The organism is Pseudomonas fluorescens, assembly GCF_003732425.1.
GTDB lineage: Bacteria > Pseudomonadota > Gammaproteobacteria > Pseudomonadales > Pseudomonadaceae > Aquipseudomonas > Aquipseudomonas fluorescens_BE.
In genome coordinates this window covers 184,665-198,492 of sequence record NZ_MOBX01000003.1, presented here as the reverse complement: position 1 = coordinate 198,492, position 13,828 = coordinate 184,665, and the positions used below count along the sequence as shown (strand labels likewise).

Genomic DNA, 13,828 nt, shown 5'->3' with positions numbered 1-13,828 from the left:
CACACATGGTCGTGCCGTCGGCGACCGGTAATGCTCAGGCGCGATTGCGCAGCCACTGCAAAAAGCCTCTCTTGGGTGCAACCGCCGGCGCTTCCTCGGTCAGGGATTGCGCCTTGTGCAGGCGGAAATCGAGCAGCGTCTGCATCGCGTCGTGGATGTCATGACGCGCATCGAGGCACGGTTTGAGGTACGACTTCTCGATGCGATACAACGCGCAAAAGGTCTTCGCCGAAAAGTCCGCCGGCAACGCGGTATCGGACAAGATCCCTGCCTCGCCGATCACCTCGCCCGGCCCCATGCGCCCGGATTCGAACAGTGTGCCGTGGCGTTTCAACGTCACCGACACCACACCAGACTCGATAATGAACAAGTGATCGCTGACCTCCCCACCCGCCAGAATGACTTCGCCGGCACGGAAGGTTTGCAGGCTCATGTTCTGGCAGAAGGTGTCCTTCTCTTCCTGGCGCAGGGTGGAGAAAATCGCCGAGCTGTCGAGCAACGCCCGGGGCCGCGACAGGTTGCTCGGCGCAGCACTTTCATCGCTAGACAGCAGATTGACCCCGGACGCCTGCAGGTGCCGATACGCCAGGTCGAACAGCTGATTGCGCACCACCCGCTTCTCGCCCATCGAGGCAACGAACCCGCTGATCTCGTATTCCGTGCCACTGCTGCCGGAGCTTTTTAGCGCCACGCTCGGCGCCGGATTATCGAGTAACTGCCGGCAGCCCTGCATCGCCCGCTCCAGCGCATCGATCACCGAATTGGGTCGCGCGTGCGGGCTGACCTGCACGCTGACCGCGACGCCGAACATATTGCTCGGACGGCTGAAGTTGATGATCTTGGCCTTGGCCGCCAACGAGTTGGGAATCACCGCCATGCTGCCCTGGCTGGTTTGCAGGCGTGTGGCGCGCCAGTCGATATCGGTGACCCGGCCTTCGGTGCCGTCGATGGAAATCCAGTCATCCAGTTGATAAGGCTTGGTGGTGTTGAGGACGATCCCGGAGAACACATCACTGAGCGTGCTCTGCAAGGCCAGACCGACAATGATCGCCAACGCCCCGGAGGTCGCCAGCACGCCTTTGACCGGCAGATCCAGCACATAGGCCAGCGCCGCGATGATGGCTATGAGAAAAATCACCGCGCCGAGCAAGTCCTGCAACAACCGCCCGGTGTGGCCGACCCGCTGCATCATCACCGCGCCGATCAACACCGTCAGGGTGCGCGCGCCGAACAGCCACCAGCCAATTTGCAGGCCGGTCGCCGCCAGGTGCAGCGGCACATTCTCGGCCCACGGCGCCGGCTCCATCGGGTTGAGGCCTTCGTTGAACAGCAGCACGCTGAACAGGCTGAAAATCAGCACCCGCACCAGCAGTTTCCATTCGCTGCCATGGGAACTGATCAGACGCCACAGGCCCAGATCGAGGAGGATCAGGATCAACGCGCAGAACAACGGATGTTCGGTGAGCAGAGACAGCATCAAACAACTCCGACGGGGGCCAATCGCGAGAAGATCGCACAGATTGAGCAAGTGTAGGAGCAATTGATTTCAGCGGATGAACGCCCGCGCAAAAACACCACAAACCCGAATGCAGGAGCCGCCGAAGGCTGCGATCTTTTGACATTGATTTTTAAAGATCAAGATCAAATGATCGCAGCTGCGGCGGCTCTTGCAGAGATTTGTGCTAGGCATGCATCCGGCCAAAGCGTCCGGACTGGAAGTCGGCGAAAGCCTGGTGGATTTCCTGTTCAGTGTTCATCACGAACGGGCCGTGGCCGACGATCGGTTCGTCGATGGGCTCACCGCTGAGCAACAACACCACCGCGTCCTGGTTTGCTTCAAGGGTCAGTTGCTGTCCATCGCGCTCAAACAGCGCCAACTGCCCCTCACGCGCGATTTTGTCGCCGTTGATCTCTACTGTTCCCTTCAACACCACCAGCGCAGTATTGCGCCCTTCGTGCAGATCCAGCGTCAGCAACTTGTTAGCGTTCAGACGCAGATCCCACACGTCGATTGGCGTGAAGGTGCGCGACGGGCCCTTGTGGCCATCGAACTCACCGGCAATCAAACGCAAGCTGCCGGCGTTGTCCTTAAGCGCGACGCTCGGGATGTCGCCGTCGACAATCGTCTGGTAACCCGGCGCAGCCATTTTGTCCTTGGCCGGCAGATTGACCCACAGTTGAACCATTTCCAGTTTGCCACCGGTTTTGGCGAAGTTGTCCGAGTGGAACTCCTCATGAAGGATTCCCGAAGCAGCCGTCATCCATTGCACATCGCCGGGACCGATGGTGCCGCCGCTGCCAGTCGAGTCGCGGTGCTGCACCTCACCTTCATAAACAATCGTCACGGTTTCGAAACCACGGTGTGGATGCTGACCAACGCCACGGCGCTCGGTGGTGGGGGTGAACTCGGCAGGCCCCGCATGATCGAGCAGCAGGAACGGGCTGATGTGTTTGCCCAGATTGTCGTAGGAAAACAGCGTGCGAACTGGAAACCCATCGCCGACCCAATGGCCGCGCGGGCTGGTGTAAATACCGATGAGGTTTTTCATGGTTGGCTCCAATCGGATGATTAACGCAATGGATTAAGCTTAAATCCATGACGTTTAATGCACTAGACGGCAAAAATCGATCTCAGCGTTCCATATACAGAACAATCATCTTCGGGCAGGTTCTCCAAGGACACCGCAAGTCGCGAAAAAGATTCTTGATCTGAGGTCAAAGGTGCTTTGCCCCACCGACGGTTTTTCTCATCGAAGCAGACGCGAATACTGCAGCCCATTCCCACTGCAACCCTGGAGTCCTTCATGTCTGTTCCCGCGTTTGGTCTTGGTACGTTTCGTCTGCAAGGCCAGGTCGTCATCGATTCGGTGAGCACCGCCCTCGAACTCGGCTACCGGGTCATCGATACCGCGCAGATCTACGAAAACGAAGCTGACGTCGGCCAGGCCATGGCGGCCAGCGGCATCGCGCGTGACGAGCTGTTCATCACCAGCAAGATCTGGGTCGCCAACCTCGCCAGGGAGCGCTTGGTCGACAGTCTCAAAGAGAGCCTGCAAAAACTGCAAACCGACTACCTCGACCTGACGCTGATCCACTGGCCATCGCCGGACGAACAGGTACCGGTCGAAGAATTCATGGAGGCCCTTCTGGAAGCCAAGCGTCTGGGCCTGACCCGGCAGATCGGCGTCTCCAACTTCACGATCGACCTGATGAAACAGGCGATTGCGGTGGTCGGCGCTGACAACATCGCGACCCATCAGGTCGAACTTCACCCCTACCTGCAAAACCGCAAAGTGGTCGAATTCGCCCAAAGTCAGGGGATCCACATCACCTCGTACATGACCCTCGCTTACGGCGAAGTACTGAAAGATCCGCTGATCCAGCAGATCGCCGAGCGCCTGCAGGCCACCCCGGCGCAAGTCACTCTCGCCTGGGCCATGCAATCGGGTTATGCGGTGATTCCCTCATCGACCAAGCGCGCCAACCTGCTGAGCAACCTCGGCGCCACCGCACTCACGCTGAGCGATGCCGACATGATGCACATTGCCACACTGGATCGCGGCTATCGCCTGACCAGTCCAACAAGCATTGCGCCCCAGTGGGATTGAACCGTTAAGCCTCAAGACGTTGCGCGAGGCCGTGCATGGCCGCGCGCAACGTCTTGATTGCCGTGACGACGGCCAGGCCTTCGGCCGCGCGGCAGGCTTCTTCCAGATCAGCGCACGCCGACGCCACACGCGCAGCACCGACCATTTGCGCGCCCCCCTTGATGTGGTGGGCCAGTTCGCGCAATCCGCCGCAGTCATGTTCAGGGTTCAAGCCATCAAGACGCCGCAAATCGTTGTGCAGACTGCTCAGCACTTCTTCACGCAGGCGTTTGATCATCGCGTGATCATTGCCGGCCATCTGCTCCAGCGTGCTGAGATCGAGCTCCGTCAGGGCAACGTCCTCGACCGGTTGAACATCGCTTTGACAATGGCTGCCCCCCTTCAAGGCCTGCTGCAGATCGTGCAATCGAATCGGTTTGAACAAGCACTCGTCCATGCCGGCATCGAGGCAGCGAAGCTTCTCCTCGACCTGCGCATTGGCAGTAAACCCGAGGATCAGACAAGGCGCCCGCCCACTTGCCGCTTCTTCGTCACGAATGGCCTGCGCCAGTTCGTAGCCGCTGGCCCTAGGCATATTGCAATCGGTGATCACCACATCGAACGCTTGGGCCCGCCAACCCTCCAGCCCGGCATGACCGTCCTCGGTGTAGACCGTGCGATGCCCGAGCTCACTCAACTGCCAACACAGCAACAAACGATTCACCGGATGATCGTCCACCACCAGAACGCTGAGTGACTGCCCGATAGCCTCCCGTACTTGCGGGAGCGCCGGAATCTGTGGCGACGCCTGCAGCAGTGGCATCGGGAGACTGATTTCAACCCGTGTCCCGCGTCCCGGTTCACTGTCGAGCCGCAAGACGCCGCCCATCATTTCGCACAAGCTGCGACTGATCACCAGGCCCAGACCTGAACCGCTGCGCGCCGATTGAGCGTTACTGCTCGCCTGCACGAACGGACTGAACAGCCGTTGCCGGTCCTGATCGCTGATACCGATCCCACTGTCTTCGATGAGCACTTTTACCGCCAGTCGCTCGGCTGACGCAGGCGTCACAACCAGCCGCAGACTCACTTCGCCGTCTTCGGTGAACTTGATCGCGTTGCTCAGCAGATTCGACAGCACCTGCTTGAAGCGTGTGGGGTCAATCAACACGTCGACATCGCTGTGCGCATCCACTTCGATGTGCCACAGCAAACGCTTCTGCCGAGCCAGCCCCTCGAACACCCGGCACACCGAAACAACCAGCTCATGCAGGTTGGCCCGTTCGGGAGCCAGAGACAAATGCCCGGTTTCAATGCGTGCGATGTCGAGAATATCGCCGATCAGGGCCAGCAATTGTTGACCCGCGTTAGACGCGACTTGAATCGCCAGACAATCGGTCACCCCTTCCTCGGCCCGTTTCAGTGCCAGTTCGAGCATGCCGATCAAGGCGTTCATCGGTGTGCGGATTTCATGGCTCATGGTTGCCAGAAACGTGGTCTTGGCCCGGTTGGCGTCGTCCGCCGCGTCCTTGGCTTGCTGCAATTGCTGCAACCATTGCTGACGCTGGCGGATCTGCCAGCGCTGGAAACCGATCCACACCAGCGCCAGCACCAGCAAGCCTGCCGCCGCGGCAAACCCGAGGAAAATCTCACGACGATGACGCAGCCAGTAGCTGTCATCCACCACCACATCATCGCTCCAACGCTCGACCAGTTCGTCCATCTGTTGCGGGGCGATGCTCAGCAATGCCTTGTTCAGGATCGAATGCAGCGCCGAGGCTTGCGGCGCAATCGCCAGCGCGATGCGGGCCGGTTGATCCCCCACGGTGCTGACGATGCGCAGGCGTTCGGGGTAATGACGCGAGATCAGGAAACGCGCCACCAGCAACGAGCTGACCGTGGCGTCAGCCTGGCCTTTGACAATCGACTCCATACCTTCGGCAGGGCTTCTGACGTCGACGAAACGTAACCGCGATAAACGCTCTTGCAAATAACCGCGTAACGGATGGCCGCGATAAATCGCCAGGCGCTTGCCATCCAGATCGTCAAGACTGCGCACACCCTGTGCCGTGGCCGCACTGACCAGTACAAACGGGTTATTCAGGTAGGCTCGGGTAAATTGCAGCTCGTTTTCCCGCTCACTGCTGGGCGTCACCGCGGGCAACACATCCAGTTCACCAGCCTTCAGTTGCTCGATCTGCCGATCTAACGAGACCCCGCGCACAATCTCGAAATTCAACCCGCTGCGCTGGCTGATCAAACTCAGCAGTTGCGCCGTAAGCCCACTCAAACGGCCAGCGGCGTCAAAAAAAGTCAGCGGGGCAAAGTCTTCGATGCCGCCGACACGCACCACCGGGTGTTGGTCGCTCCATTGCCGCTCGACGGCACTGAGCTGCACCCGTGATTGTTCCGCCATCTCGGCCAGACCGGCGCTCCAGCGCTGCTCGATGCGCTGACGGTACTCCATGGGGATGGCTACCAACGCTTTATCGACGATGCGTTTGAGGCGCACCTGGCTACGCAACAGCGCAAAACCGAACGGATTGGCGTCGAGCCCGGCCGGTCCGGTCAACTGCAGGTCATTACGATAATTGGTGTTGATCAAGTAGTTGGCACTGATGAAGTCACCCAGGTAAACGTCAGCCGAGCCAAACGCCACGGCGCCGAGGGCATCCATCGCCGACGGATAACGCTGCACGTTCGCCTCGGGATAGAACCCCTGCACACTCGCCAAGGGCAGATAATCCTCGACCATGGCCACGCGCTTGCCCGCAAGGTCCACCGGCAAAGTGTCTTCGAGTCGGGTCACCAGCATCGGCTGATCTTCGGCGTAAGCCCTGGACAAAATGAACGCAGGGTCGGCGATCTCAAAACTGTTCGAGGTGCCGAGCAGTTCGACGTCGCCGCGTTTGACAGCGGCCATGGCGGCGTCGCGGTTGGCGTAGCGCTGGATCTGTATCCGCACGTTGAGCAATTGCGCGAGCAGGTCCGCGTAATCAGCCGTCAACCCCTCCAGCTCATGGCGGTTGCGCGTCAGCTCGAACGGTGGATAGTCAGGCCCGGAAATGCCGACGCGCAACACCGGATGATCGTGCAGCCATTGCCGGTCCTGCTCATCGAGTGGTACCTGGACATTGCCCGGGCGTGTCCGGCTCAGCACTTCCAGCATCACCGGTGCGTCGCCCGCGCAGGCCGATGTGCCGAGCGTCATCAACAACGCAAAAACGACCCGGCGCAGCTCCATGACCGCCCTCAAATCAAACCGTTACGTTTGGCGAATTCGCGCAGCAGCACGAGTGACATTATTCCCAGCTTGGTCATCAGGCGGGTCTTGTAAGTGCTGACGGTTTTGTGGCTCAGGTGCATGTCCTGGGCAATGGTCTTGTTGGCTTTGCCTTGGGCCAGTTGCAGCAAAATGGCCAGTTCTCGGTCGGACAGCTGATCGATCATCTGCTTTTCCGATAGCTGGATGGCGTTCAACATAATGGTGCTGTCCGGCAGCGCGCTGAAATAGCTGTAACCGGCCATCAGCGCCTGGATCGCCTTGTGCAACTGCTGCAAATGATTGCTTTTGGTCACATAAGCCATGGCTCCGGCGCGCAGGCAGCGCTCTTGATAGATCTCCGGTGCATGCAGGGAGAACACCAATATTCGGCAGGCCGGGAAGTTGGCTTTGATGCGGACAATTACTTCCAGGCCACTGAGCCCCGGTAAATTGAGATCCAGCACCACTAACTGTGGCGAGTGTTCACGAATCATCTCCAATACTTGCTCGCCAGTGGAGACCTCATGAATCTGTTTGAAGCTTTCGGTCTGCAACACGATTTTTACGGCGGCGCGCACCACCGGATGATCTTCGACGATCAACGCTGACTTCATGTCCACTCCCGGTGCAGAATCTGACGACGAACCATTGGTACAGGCTCACCTGGCTTCAGTGGCTGCGCAGGAACTTTTACACGGAACGGGAAGTGAATCACCTGTCAGACCTGACAGTTGTGCCCAGCGTCTTTCTATGCGAAAGCGCGACGCTGTACGGTCAGACCCTGCCTCCATTGAGGCTCATCGACCAACGCCATCAAGTGCCTGATCGTCTGCGCATTGGGTAATTCCACATGACTGATCTGCGCGTTTTCCTGAGCAAAACCTGCTGCCATCTGCAACGGCGCCGAGGGTTCGTTGTAGATCAGCGCATGACGCACCTGCGGGTTATCGAGGAAAAATCCCAGCAAATCCAGTGAGCCTTTCGCCAGATCGGTGTTGATGATCACCACATCGAACGGCTCGCAGCCGTAGTCCACCAACGTCAACAGCTCGGCGAGGTTCTGCACCGGGGCAACGCGGTAGTAGTCGAGGTCGTTGAGCAGACGCTCGATTTTCAACCGGTGAAAATGCTGCGGGTCGGCGATCAGGATACGCAGGGCCTTGTTGATCATGCTCAATCTCCTGGTGGTCAGGTTTTGGGTGCGGCAAGACTACGCAAGCGCTGAGACAGGTGATGTAGGACTTTTCCTAAAAAGCTGCTGATCCATCCGAGGACTGCCGACGACTGCGTTGTTGCAGCCAGTGCAATAAATCACTTCCGGCCATCGGTCTTGCATACCAGTAGCCCTGCCCCTGCGTGCAGCCCAAAGCTAATAACTCATGACGCTGCGCATCGGTCTCGATGCCCTCGATCACCACAGACATGCCAAGGGTTTCGCCCAGCGCCAGAGTACTGGCGATCGCCGCACGACAGCGGGGTTCGCGCTCAAGGTTGCGAATGAAATCAGCGTCGAGTTTGATCTCGTTGAACGGCAACTGACACAGGCGCTGCAGCGAAGAGAACCCGGCGCCGAAGTCGTCGATCGACAAGTGGCAGCCCATCATGCGCAGACGCACCAGGCTTTCCAGACTGGTGGCAGGCGCTTCGAGCAAACCGCTTTCGGTCAGTTCGAAGGTCAGGCCTGAGCCGGGTGCGGCATGACTGGCCAATAGTCCCCTGATGGTTGCCGTCAAATCGCTGTTGGCGAGTTGAGAGGCGTGGAGATTGAGCGCCATGTTCAATACGAAGCCTTGCGCCCTCGCGTTGCGCTGCAACGTCAACACCTCATCTACTTGGCAAAACAGCAGCTCGTCGAGCAAATCGCAGCGCTCCAGCACAGGCATGAACGCCGCTGGCGGAATAATTCCCTGCGTCGGGTGCTGCCAGCGGCAAAGTACTTCGACGCCATTGACCTCACCGGTCTGCAGATTGAATTTGGGTTGATACCAAGACTGTAACTGCCCATCAGCCAGGGCCTCCCGCACCGCGTCTTCGCTGACCAGCGTACTTGCGCCGATCGGTGAATGCTGACTGGCGGGGTTGGCGAGGGCCTTTCTCAGCAAATCGTTCAACACCTGCGCATGCAACGGTTTACCCACATCGCCCAACAACTCAAGTCCGAGCAGCGTCACCATTTGATGCACCGCTCGACGCAGATCCGCCGACAACGAGCTACTGATGATGACCGACTTGACCTGCCTCGACTTGCCCACTCGCTGCAAAAACTCGAGCCCGTCCATGCCCTCCATTTGCAAGTCGCACAGGGCGATATCCACTTGGCCGACGGCTTCCAGCACTGCCAGTGCCTGGGCGCCGTCACTGGCCTCGAACACCTCTTGGCATCCCAGTGCCTGGAGCATGCTCACCGCAACGAAACGCTGGAAAGTATGATCTTCTAGAACCAGTACACGGAGCGGCAAAGTAGGCATGGCGATCGACTCATCTCTTGAGGGGCAAGACAATTTTCAGGAATCAGAGGACTAAACACCCTAGGAAAGGTCCCAAAATGCATAGGAAATTTCCTAGGCGCTAAGCGACACCAACACGGCGTCCAGGGACTGCCGGTCGAGCGTCCGTATCAAGTTCAATTGACGTTGCTGGCTGGCATAAATCGTCTCCGCCTTCGGCTGGCCTCGACGCGCGTCATGAATCAAACCGTGGCGGATCTGCGGGTTGCTGAGGAAAAATCGCACCGGATCAATCCCCGTCGCCGCTAATAGTTCGCCGTTGATGATCATCAGTTCAAAGCCTTCGAAAGGCTCGTGCGAGTAGTGAGTCAAGCCAAGCAACTCGCGAAAAGACTGCGCGGTCGTGAGCCTGCGGCAACCCAGTTCCTTGAGAGACTTCTCGATTCTGCTACGCAGATAAGGCTGGTCTTCGGCGATCAGGATTCGCCAGCATTTATAGGGCATGAGGTTTCAACAATGGCGTGAAGGTCAGAGCATGCGGCTCGGGTCAGGTCACGCTAACCAAAAAGCTCGACGAACTATGTAAGAAAGTTCTGAAAAGCGACCCGCACACATCTGGAATCCCACAAAAAAGCAGCGTCGGGACTACCCGACGCTGCTTTGTTTCTTACCAGAGATAGCGATAACCCAGGCTCACACCGAATGGCTGCTCGATACCGTTGCCTTTGGCATACTCGGCATCCAGGGAGATCTTGCTTTTCTCCGTGACTTGCAGCACACCACCGAACCCGACTTCCACACGGCTACCCGGCAATTTGGCATCAAATTCATTGCCGTTGACGGTGACTTTGCTGCTGCCCGCATGCTCGGTAATGTACGAAGCCTTGACGTATGGCTGAGCTTTCATGCCGTTACTCAGTTCCAGACTACGACCAAAGAGCGAACCGACGCGACTTTGCAACGAGTCCAGACTATCGGTCTTGACCCGCAGACCGTTGCTGGCGGTATAGCTCGCCCCCTGGGTCTGGGTAGCCGTGAGTTCCACCTGCGGCTCAACGAACCAGCCATCTTTGAGCACAATGCGTTTACCGATCTCAATGTCGGCACCGACACCGTTAGTGCTGTAGGAACCTTTTACCGATTCGCCCAGATTGCTCGGGGTTTTGATGTCGTTGTCGAAGCGGCTGTACTTCAACACGCTGTCCACATAGACACCGTTGTCGTTCAGGTAGGTGGCATAGATGCCGAACATGCGGCTGTCGATCTCACCCGAGGCGCCCTCGCCAAAGTCCAGATCCGAACGGGCCGTGCCGACCATTGCACCGAGATAGACTTTGCCGCTGTCGACAGCAAATGCCTTGTCAGCACCTATTTCCAGACCACTGACGTCCTGGGTGTAAGCACGGCTGGAGTGTTCGCTGACATCGAAGCGTTTACCGATAGCACGCGTCCAAATACCACCGTCGTCCTGCCCCATGCGCAATTCGCCCAGACGTTTGACCAGCGCGTTCATTTGCGCACTCCAAAGACTGGCGCCAGCCGTGTGCGCGGCGATGGCGGCGTTAGTGCCCTTTGAGAGGTTTTCGGGGCGTGGGTTGACCGGAGTCGGCGGCGTCACCGGATCGAGCGGTTTAGCGGGATCGACAGGTGTCACTGGATCGACAGGTGTCACTGGATCGACAGGTGTTACTGGATCGACAGGTGTCACCGGATCGACGGGAATGCTGCCGCCACTGGCCAGCACCCAGTCATCACCCTGTTGCTGCAAGGTGTAGCGGAACGCACCGGCATCGACATGACCACCGTAAAGTCCAAATTTCGCACTGCCGCCCTGGGTGTCCACCAGCACCAGACGTCCGTCCATGGCTGCGGGCTCATGACCGGAGTCCCCGACGATCAACGTATGATCGCCGCTCGCCAGCCCAGCGCCTTGCACCACCAGCAAATCGTTTTGCTGAGTGGCGATATCGGTGTTCATCAGGATGTTGCCGCTGCCGGACAACGCATTGACGGTGAATGTCTTGAAGCTGCCATCCGTACTTGGCACAAAGGCGACACTGCCGCCGTTGAGCGTCAGGGAGTCAACGGTTTTCACGCCGTTTTCCATGACATTAACGGTACCGCCTGCCTCCGCGACCAGCCCGTTGGCCTGTGCGCCCTGGTACAGGTTGATCCGCCCGCCATTGCTCACGGTGCTGTTGTTGGCCGTGGCGGTGTCATAGACACTCTGCAAGCCTCCGTCGATGCGTGTATTGGTTGCGACTACGCCGCCGAACATGCCCCTTTGCAGACTCTGCTCGCCGCCGCTGTTGATTTGGGTATCTCGTGCCACGCCCTGATTGGTCAACACCTGCAGGCCGCCAGTATTGACGACTGTATCAGCGCCGGTCCCCCCCAAAGTGACGGTTTGCACGCCATTCTGATTGATCACTGTCCGGTTGGCTCGCCCCGTCGGGTTCTGCACGGTCTGTGCACCGCCGTTCAGAACCGTGTCATTGGCGACACTAGCGATACCCACCTTCTGTGAGCCGCCGGCGTTGACGATGCTGCGGTTGGCGATGCCACTCTGAACATCCTGGACTCCGTTGACAGTAGCGTCATTCGACACAGCGTTCTGAAAAACCGTCTGCGTCCCGGTGACTTCGATCAACGTGTTGTTGGCCGTACCGTTGGTGCCGATATTCTGTGCGCCACCCACCACGGTTTCACCATCGACTACAGCACCGTTGTTAACGTTTGGAGTGAACGCATTCGCCTGCGCCGGCAGCAACAGAAAGATGGCCAGGGCGAGGGGTGAAAGCGTCAGTACAGGATTCTGTCTGGAGTTGATCGTCTTCATGTTCAGTACCTCATGCTTACTGTCGGATCGACAGTGGAAATGCCTATGGCATAGGGGCTGAGCAACGACTGATGGAAGGCCGGCGGCTCAGTTGAGGTCTGTAATTTAGAGATCAAAGAGAACTTTCTGAGTAGGAAACTTCCCTACGTTTGTAGGAAATTTCCGAAGCAAATGAGCGGTACTACAAGCATTCGTCTAGCGAAAATGCATCGTTTGCAGCAAATCCGCTCGCCTCACGGGAGAGCGGACAGCCGGGTTTACTGGCGCAATCAGTGGCGCGCACCCACCTCCTCGGCCCCATTCGACAGGATCACTTCGACCCGCCGATTGTGCTGGCGTCCTGACGCGCTACCGTTATCGGCCACAGGGAATTCCTCGCCAAAACCCTGGGTCACGATACGCTGACGATCCACTCCCATTTGCGCCAGCGCATTGGCGACAGAAGACGCGCGGCGCTCGGACAGCACCTGATTGGCGGCTTCGTTGCCGACGTTGTCGGTGAAGCCCTCTACCCGTACCTTGCGCTCCGGGTTGCTGGCCAGGAAGTCGGCGAGTTGCTGAAACTGACGCTGGCCGCCGTACTTCAAATCAGCCTTGCCGGTGTCGAACAGTACGTCACCGAAGGTCACCACCTCCCCCCGATCGGTCTTCTTGGCTTTCAGTGCTTGCAGGGCCTTGAGCTGTTGGGTACGGACATCGAGCTGCACCTGAGTGCGTTCGGCATCGATTTTCTTCAGGCCGGCCTCCGCCTGGCGACCCACAATGGTCTGCTCGGCCAGAGCAATTTTCTGGCTGGCCAGGTAGGCCAACTGATCAACATCCGGCGCCTGACGGTCCTTGAGGGAGGCCTGATCGGCCTTGTTCAGCGCAGTGAACGCATCCTTGGTTTCGATCGCCGCGAGGGTGTTTGACTCGGCTTTTTGTTGCAGCGCGGCGAATTGCGCACGGGCTTGCAGCAATTGCGGGTTTTCCGGCGGTGTGGCGCAACCGGCAAGCATCAGGGCAAACAGGGAAACGGCTGGCAGTAGTTTGAAAGTCTGCATGGGGCTTTTCCTTATTGAGCACTGGCAGGTGGATTGAAACCGGTAACCGGGTCTTGCAGCATTTCCTGCTTGAGCACCTGGATGCCGCTGCGTGCATCCGTCAATTGCTTCTGCCACTTCACCGCCCGCGCCTTGCGTTCGGCCAGGTTGGCGTCAGCTTCGATCTGCTCGGCCAGCAGTTTGGCTTGCGGGTAATTTTTCTCGCCCAGGGCGCGCTCCATCAGGAACATCTTGTCCTGCGCCGCCTTCATCTCCAGCGGTGCGTATTGCGTCGCATCTGCCGAAACGGCGCGATTGACCGCCTCTTTGGACAGCGAAATCTGTTGCTCCGGAATCGGTGCGCTGGCACAGGCACTCAAAGCTGCCGCTACAACCACCACGCTGACTGATAGTCGCGCACGGGAAAACAGATGTTGAAGGTTCATCAACTGCTCCAAACAATAAAGAATTGGAATGACACGCAGCGCGAAGGGGTCGGCGTTGCCGAGAATCAGTGACCCTGCTCGTTGCGTGCGGCGTTTCGACAGGAGCCTTCAGCGTTGCGCTGATTGCCCTATCGATCGCCCGGTGTCTGAATCAGCCTGAGGCTGAGACCACTGCACGTTAGCGAGGGAGGGTCATTAACGAATGTAGGAAAATTCGCAAAT

General features: G+C 58.5%; 11 protein-coding genes. 1 reads left to right on the top strand and 10 read right to left on the bottom strand.

Annotation, left to right across the window (positions count from 1 at the left end; genetic code table 11):
- Positions 1-34 precede the first annotated feature (34 nt).
- Together BK670_RS03530 and BK670_RS03525 are read right to left on the bottom strand one after the other, a co-directional pair.
- Complete coding sequence (locus BK670_RS03530) at positions 35-1,477, bottom strand: mechanosensitive ion channel family protein (protein ID WP_123448633.1); 1,443 nt, start codon at positions 1,475-1,477, stop codon at positions 35-37.
- Between the two features lie 205 nt (positions 1,478-1,682).
- A complete protein-coding gene (locus BK670_RS03525; protein WP_123448632.1) occupies positions 1,683-2,549 on the bottom strand; it encodes a pirin family protein in 867 nt (288 codons plus the stop codon).
- Between the two features lie 255 nt (positions 2,550-2,804).
- Between BK670_RS03525 and dkgB the strand changes: the two genes are divergently transcribed.
- A complete protein-coding gene (gene dkgB, locus BK670_RS03520; RefSeq protein WP_123448631.1) occupies positions 2,805-3,608 on the top strand; it encodes a 2,5-didehydrogluconate reductase DkgB in 804 nt (267 codons plus the stop codon).
- Between the two features lie 4 nt (positions 3,609-3,612).
- Here dkgB and BK670_RS03515 read toward each other — a convergent pair whose 3' ends face one another.
- The 8 genes from BK670_RS03515 to BK670_RS03480 form a co-directional block, all read right to left on the bottom strand.
- The gene (locus tag BK670_RS03515) at positions 3,613-6,831 is read right to left on the bottom strand and encodes an ATP-binding protein (protein WP_123448630.1); all 3,219 of its coding nucleotides are present in this window, start codon (positions 6,829-6,831) and stop codon (positions 3,613-3,615) included.
- A gap of 8 nt (positions 6,832-6,839) precedes the next feature.
- On the bottom strand, positions 6,840-7,466 hold the full coding sequence (locus BK670_RS03510) for a response regulator transcription factor (protein ID WP_123448629.1): 627 nt from the start codon (positions 7,464-7,466) through the stop codon (positions 6,840-6,842).
- A 134-nt stretch (positions 7,467-7,600) separates the two neighbouring features.
- Positions 7,601-8,023: an ANTAR domain-containing protein gene (locus BK670_RS03505; RefSeq protein ID WP_123448628.1), complete on the bottom strand. Its 423-nt coding sequence runs from the start codon at positions 8,021-8,023 to the stop codon at positions 7,601-7,603.
- A 76-nt stretch (positions 8,024-8,099) separates the two neighbouring features.
- Entirely contained in the window at positions 8,100-9,320 is a 1,221-nt protein-coding gene (locus BK670_RS03500; protein WP_123448627.1) for an EAL domain-containing response regulator, read from the bottom strand.
- 93 nt (positions 9,321-9,413) lie between these two features.
- Positions 9,414-9,803, bottom strand: coding sequence for an ANTAR domain-containing protein (locus BK670_RS03495; protein WP_123448626.1), 390 nt, complete (start codon positions 9,801-9,803; stop codon positions 9,414-9,416).
- Positions 9,804-9,966: 163 nt separating this feature from the next.
- Complete coding sequence (locus BK670_RS03490; RefSeq protein WP_123448625.1) at positions 9,967-12,138, bottom strand: autotransporter outer membrane beta-barrel domain-containing protein; 2,172 nt, start codon at positions 12,136-12,138, stop codon at positions 9,967-9,969.
- Positions 12,139-12,407: 269 nt separating this feature from the next.
- A complete protein-coding gene (locus BK670_RS03485) occupies positions 12,408-13,181 on the bottom strand; it encodes an OmpA family protein (RefSeq protein WP_123448624.1) in 774 nt (257 codons plus the stop codon).
- A gap of 11 nt (positions 13,182-13,192) precedes the next feature.
- Entirely contained in the window at positions 13,193-13,606 is a 414-nt protein-coding gene (locus tag BK670_RS03480) for a DUF4398 domain-containing protein (RefSeq protein ID WP_123448623.1), read from the bottom strand.
- Between the last annotated feature and the right edge of the window lie 222 nt (positions 13,607-13,828).

Coding starts and splice junctions, on each gene's coding strand:
- dkgB (WP_123448631.1), top strand. CDS start 2,805: ATGTCTGTTCCCGCGTTTGGTCTTGGTACGTTTCGTCTGCAAGGCCAG.
- BK670_RS03515 (WP_123448630.1), bottom strand. CDS start 6,831: ATGGAGCTGCGCCGGGTCGTTTTTGCGTTGTTGATGACGCTCGGCACA.
- BK670_RS03490 (WP_123448625.1), bottom strand. CDS start 12,138: ATGAAGACGATCAACTCCAGACAGAATCCTGTACTGACGCTTTCACCC.
- BK670_RS03480 (WP_123448623.1), bottom strand. CDS start 13,606: ATGAACCTTCAACATCTGTTTTCCCGTGCGCGACTATCAGTCAGCGTG.
- BK670_RS03495 (WP_123448626.1), bottom strand. CDS start 9,803: ATGCCCTATAAATGCTGGCGAATCCTGATCGCCGAAGACCAGCCTTAT.
- BK670_RS03500 (WP_123448627.1), bottom strand. CDS start 9,320: ATGCCTACTTTGCCGCTCCGTGTACTGGTTCTAGAAGATCATACTTTC.
- BK670_RS03485 (WP_123448624.1), bottom strand. CDS start 13,181: ATGCAGACTTTCAAACTACTGCCAGCCGTTTCCCTGTTTGCCCTGATG.
- BK670_RS03510 (WP_123448629.1), bottom strand. CDS start 7,466: ATGAAGTCAGCGTTGATCGTCGAAGATCATCCGGTGGTGCGCGCCGCC.
- BK670_RS03530 (WP_123448633.1), bottom strand. CDS start 1,477: ATGCTGTCTCTGCTCACCGAACATCCGTTGTTCTGCGCGTTGATCCTG.
- BK670_RS03505 (WP_123448628.1), bottom strand. CDS start 8,023: ATGATCAACAAGGCCCTGCGTATCCTGATCGCCGACCCGCAGCATTTT.
- BK670_RS03525 (WP_123448632.1), bottom strand. CDS start 2,549: ATGAAAAACCTCATCGGTATTTACACCAGCCCGCGCGGCCATTGGGTC.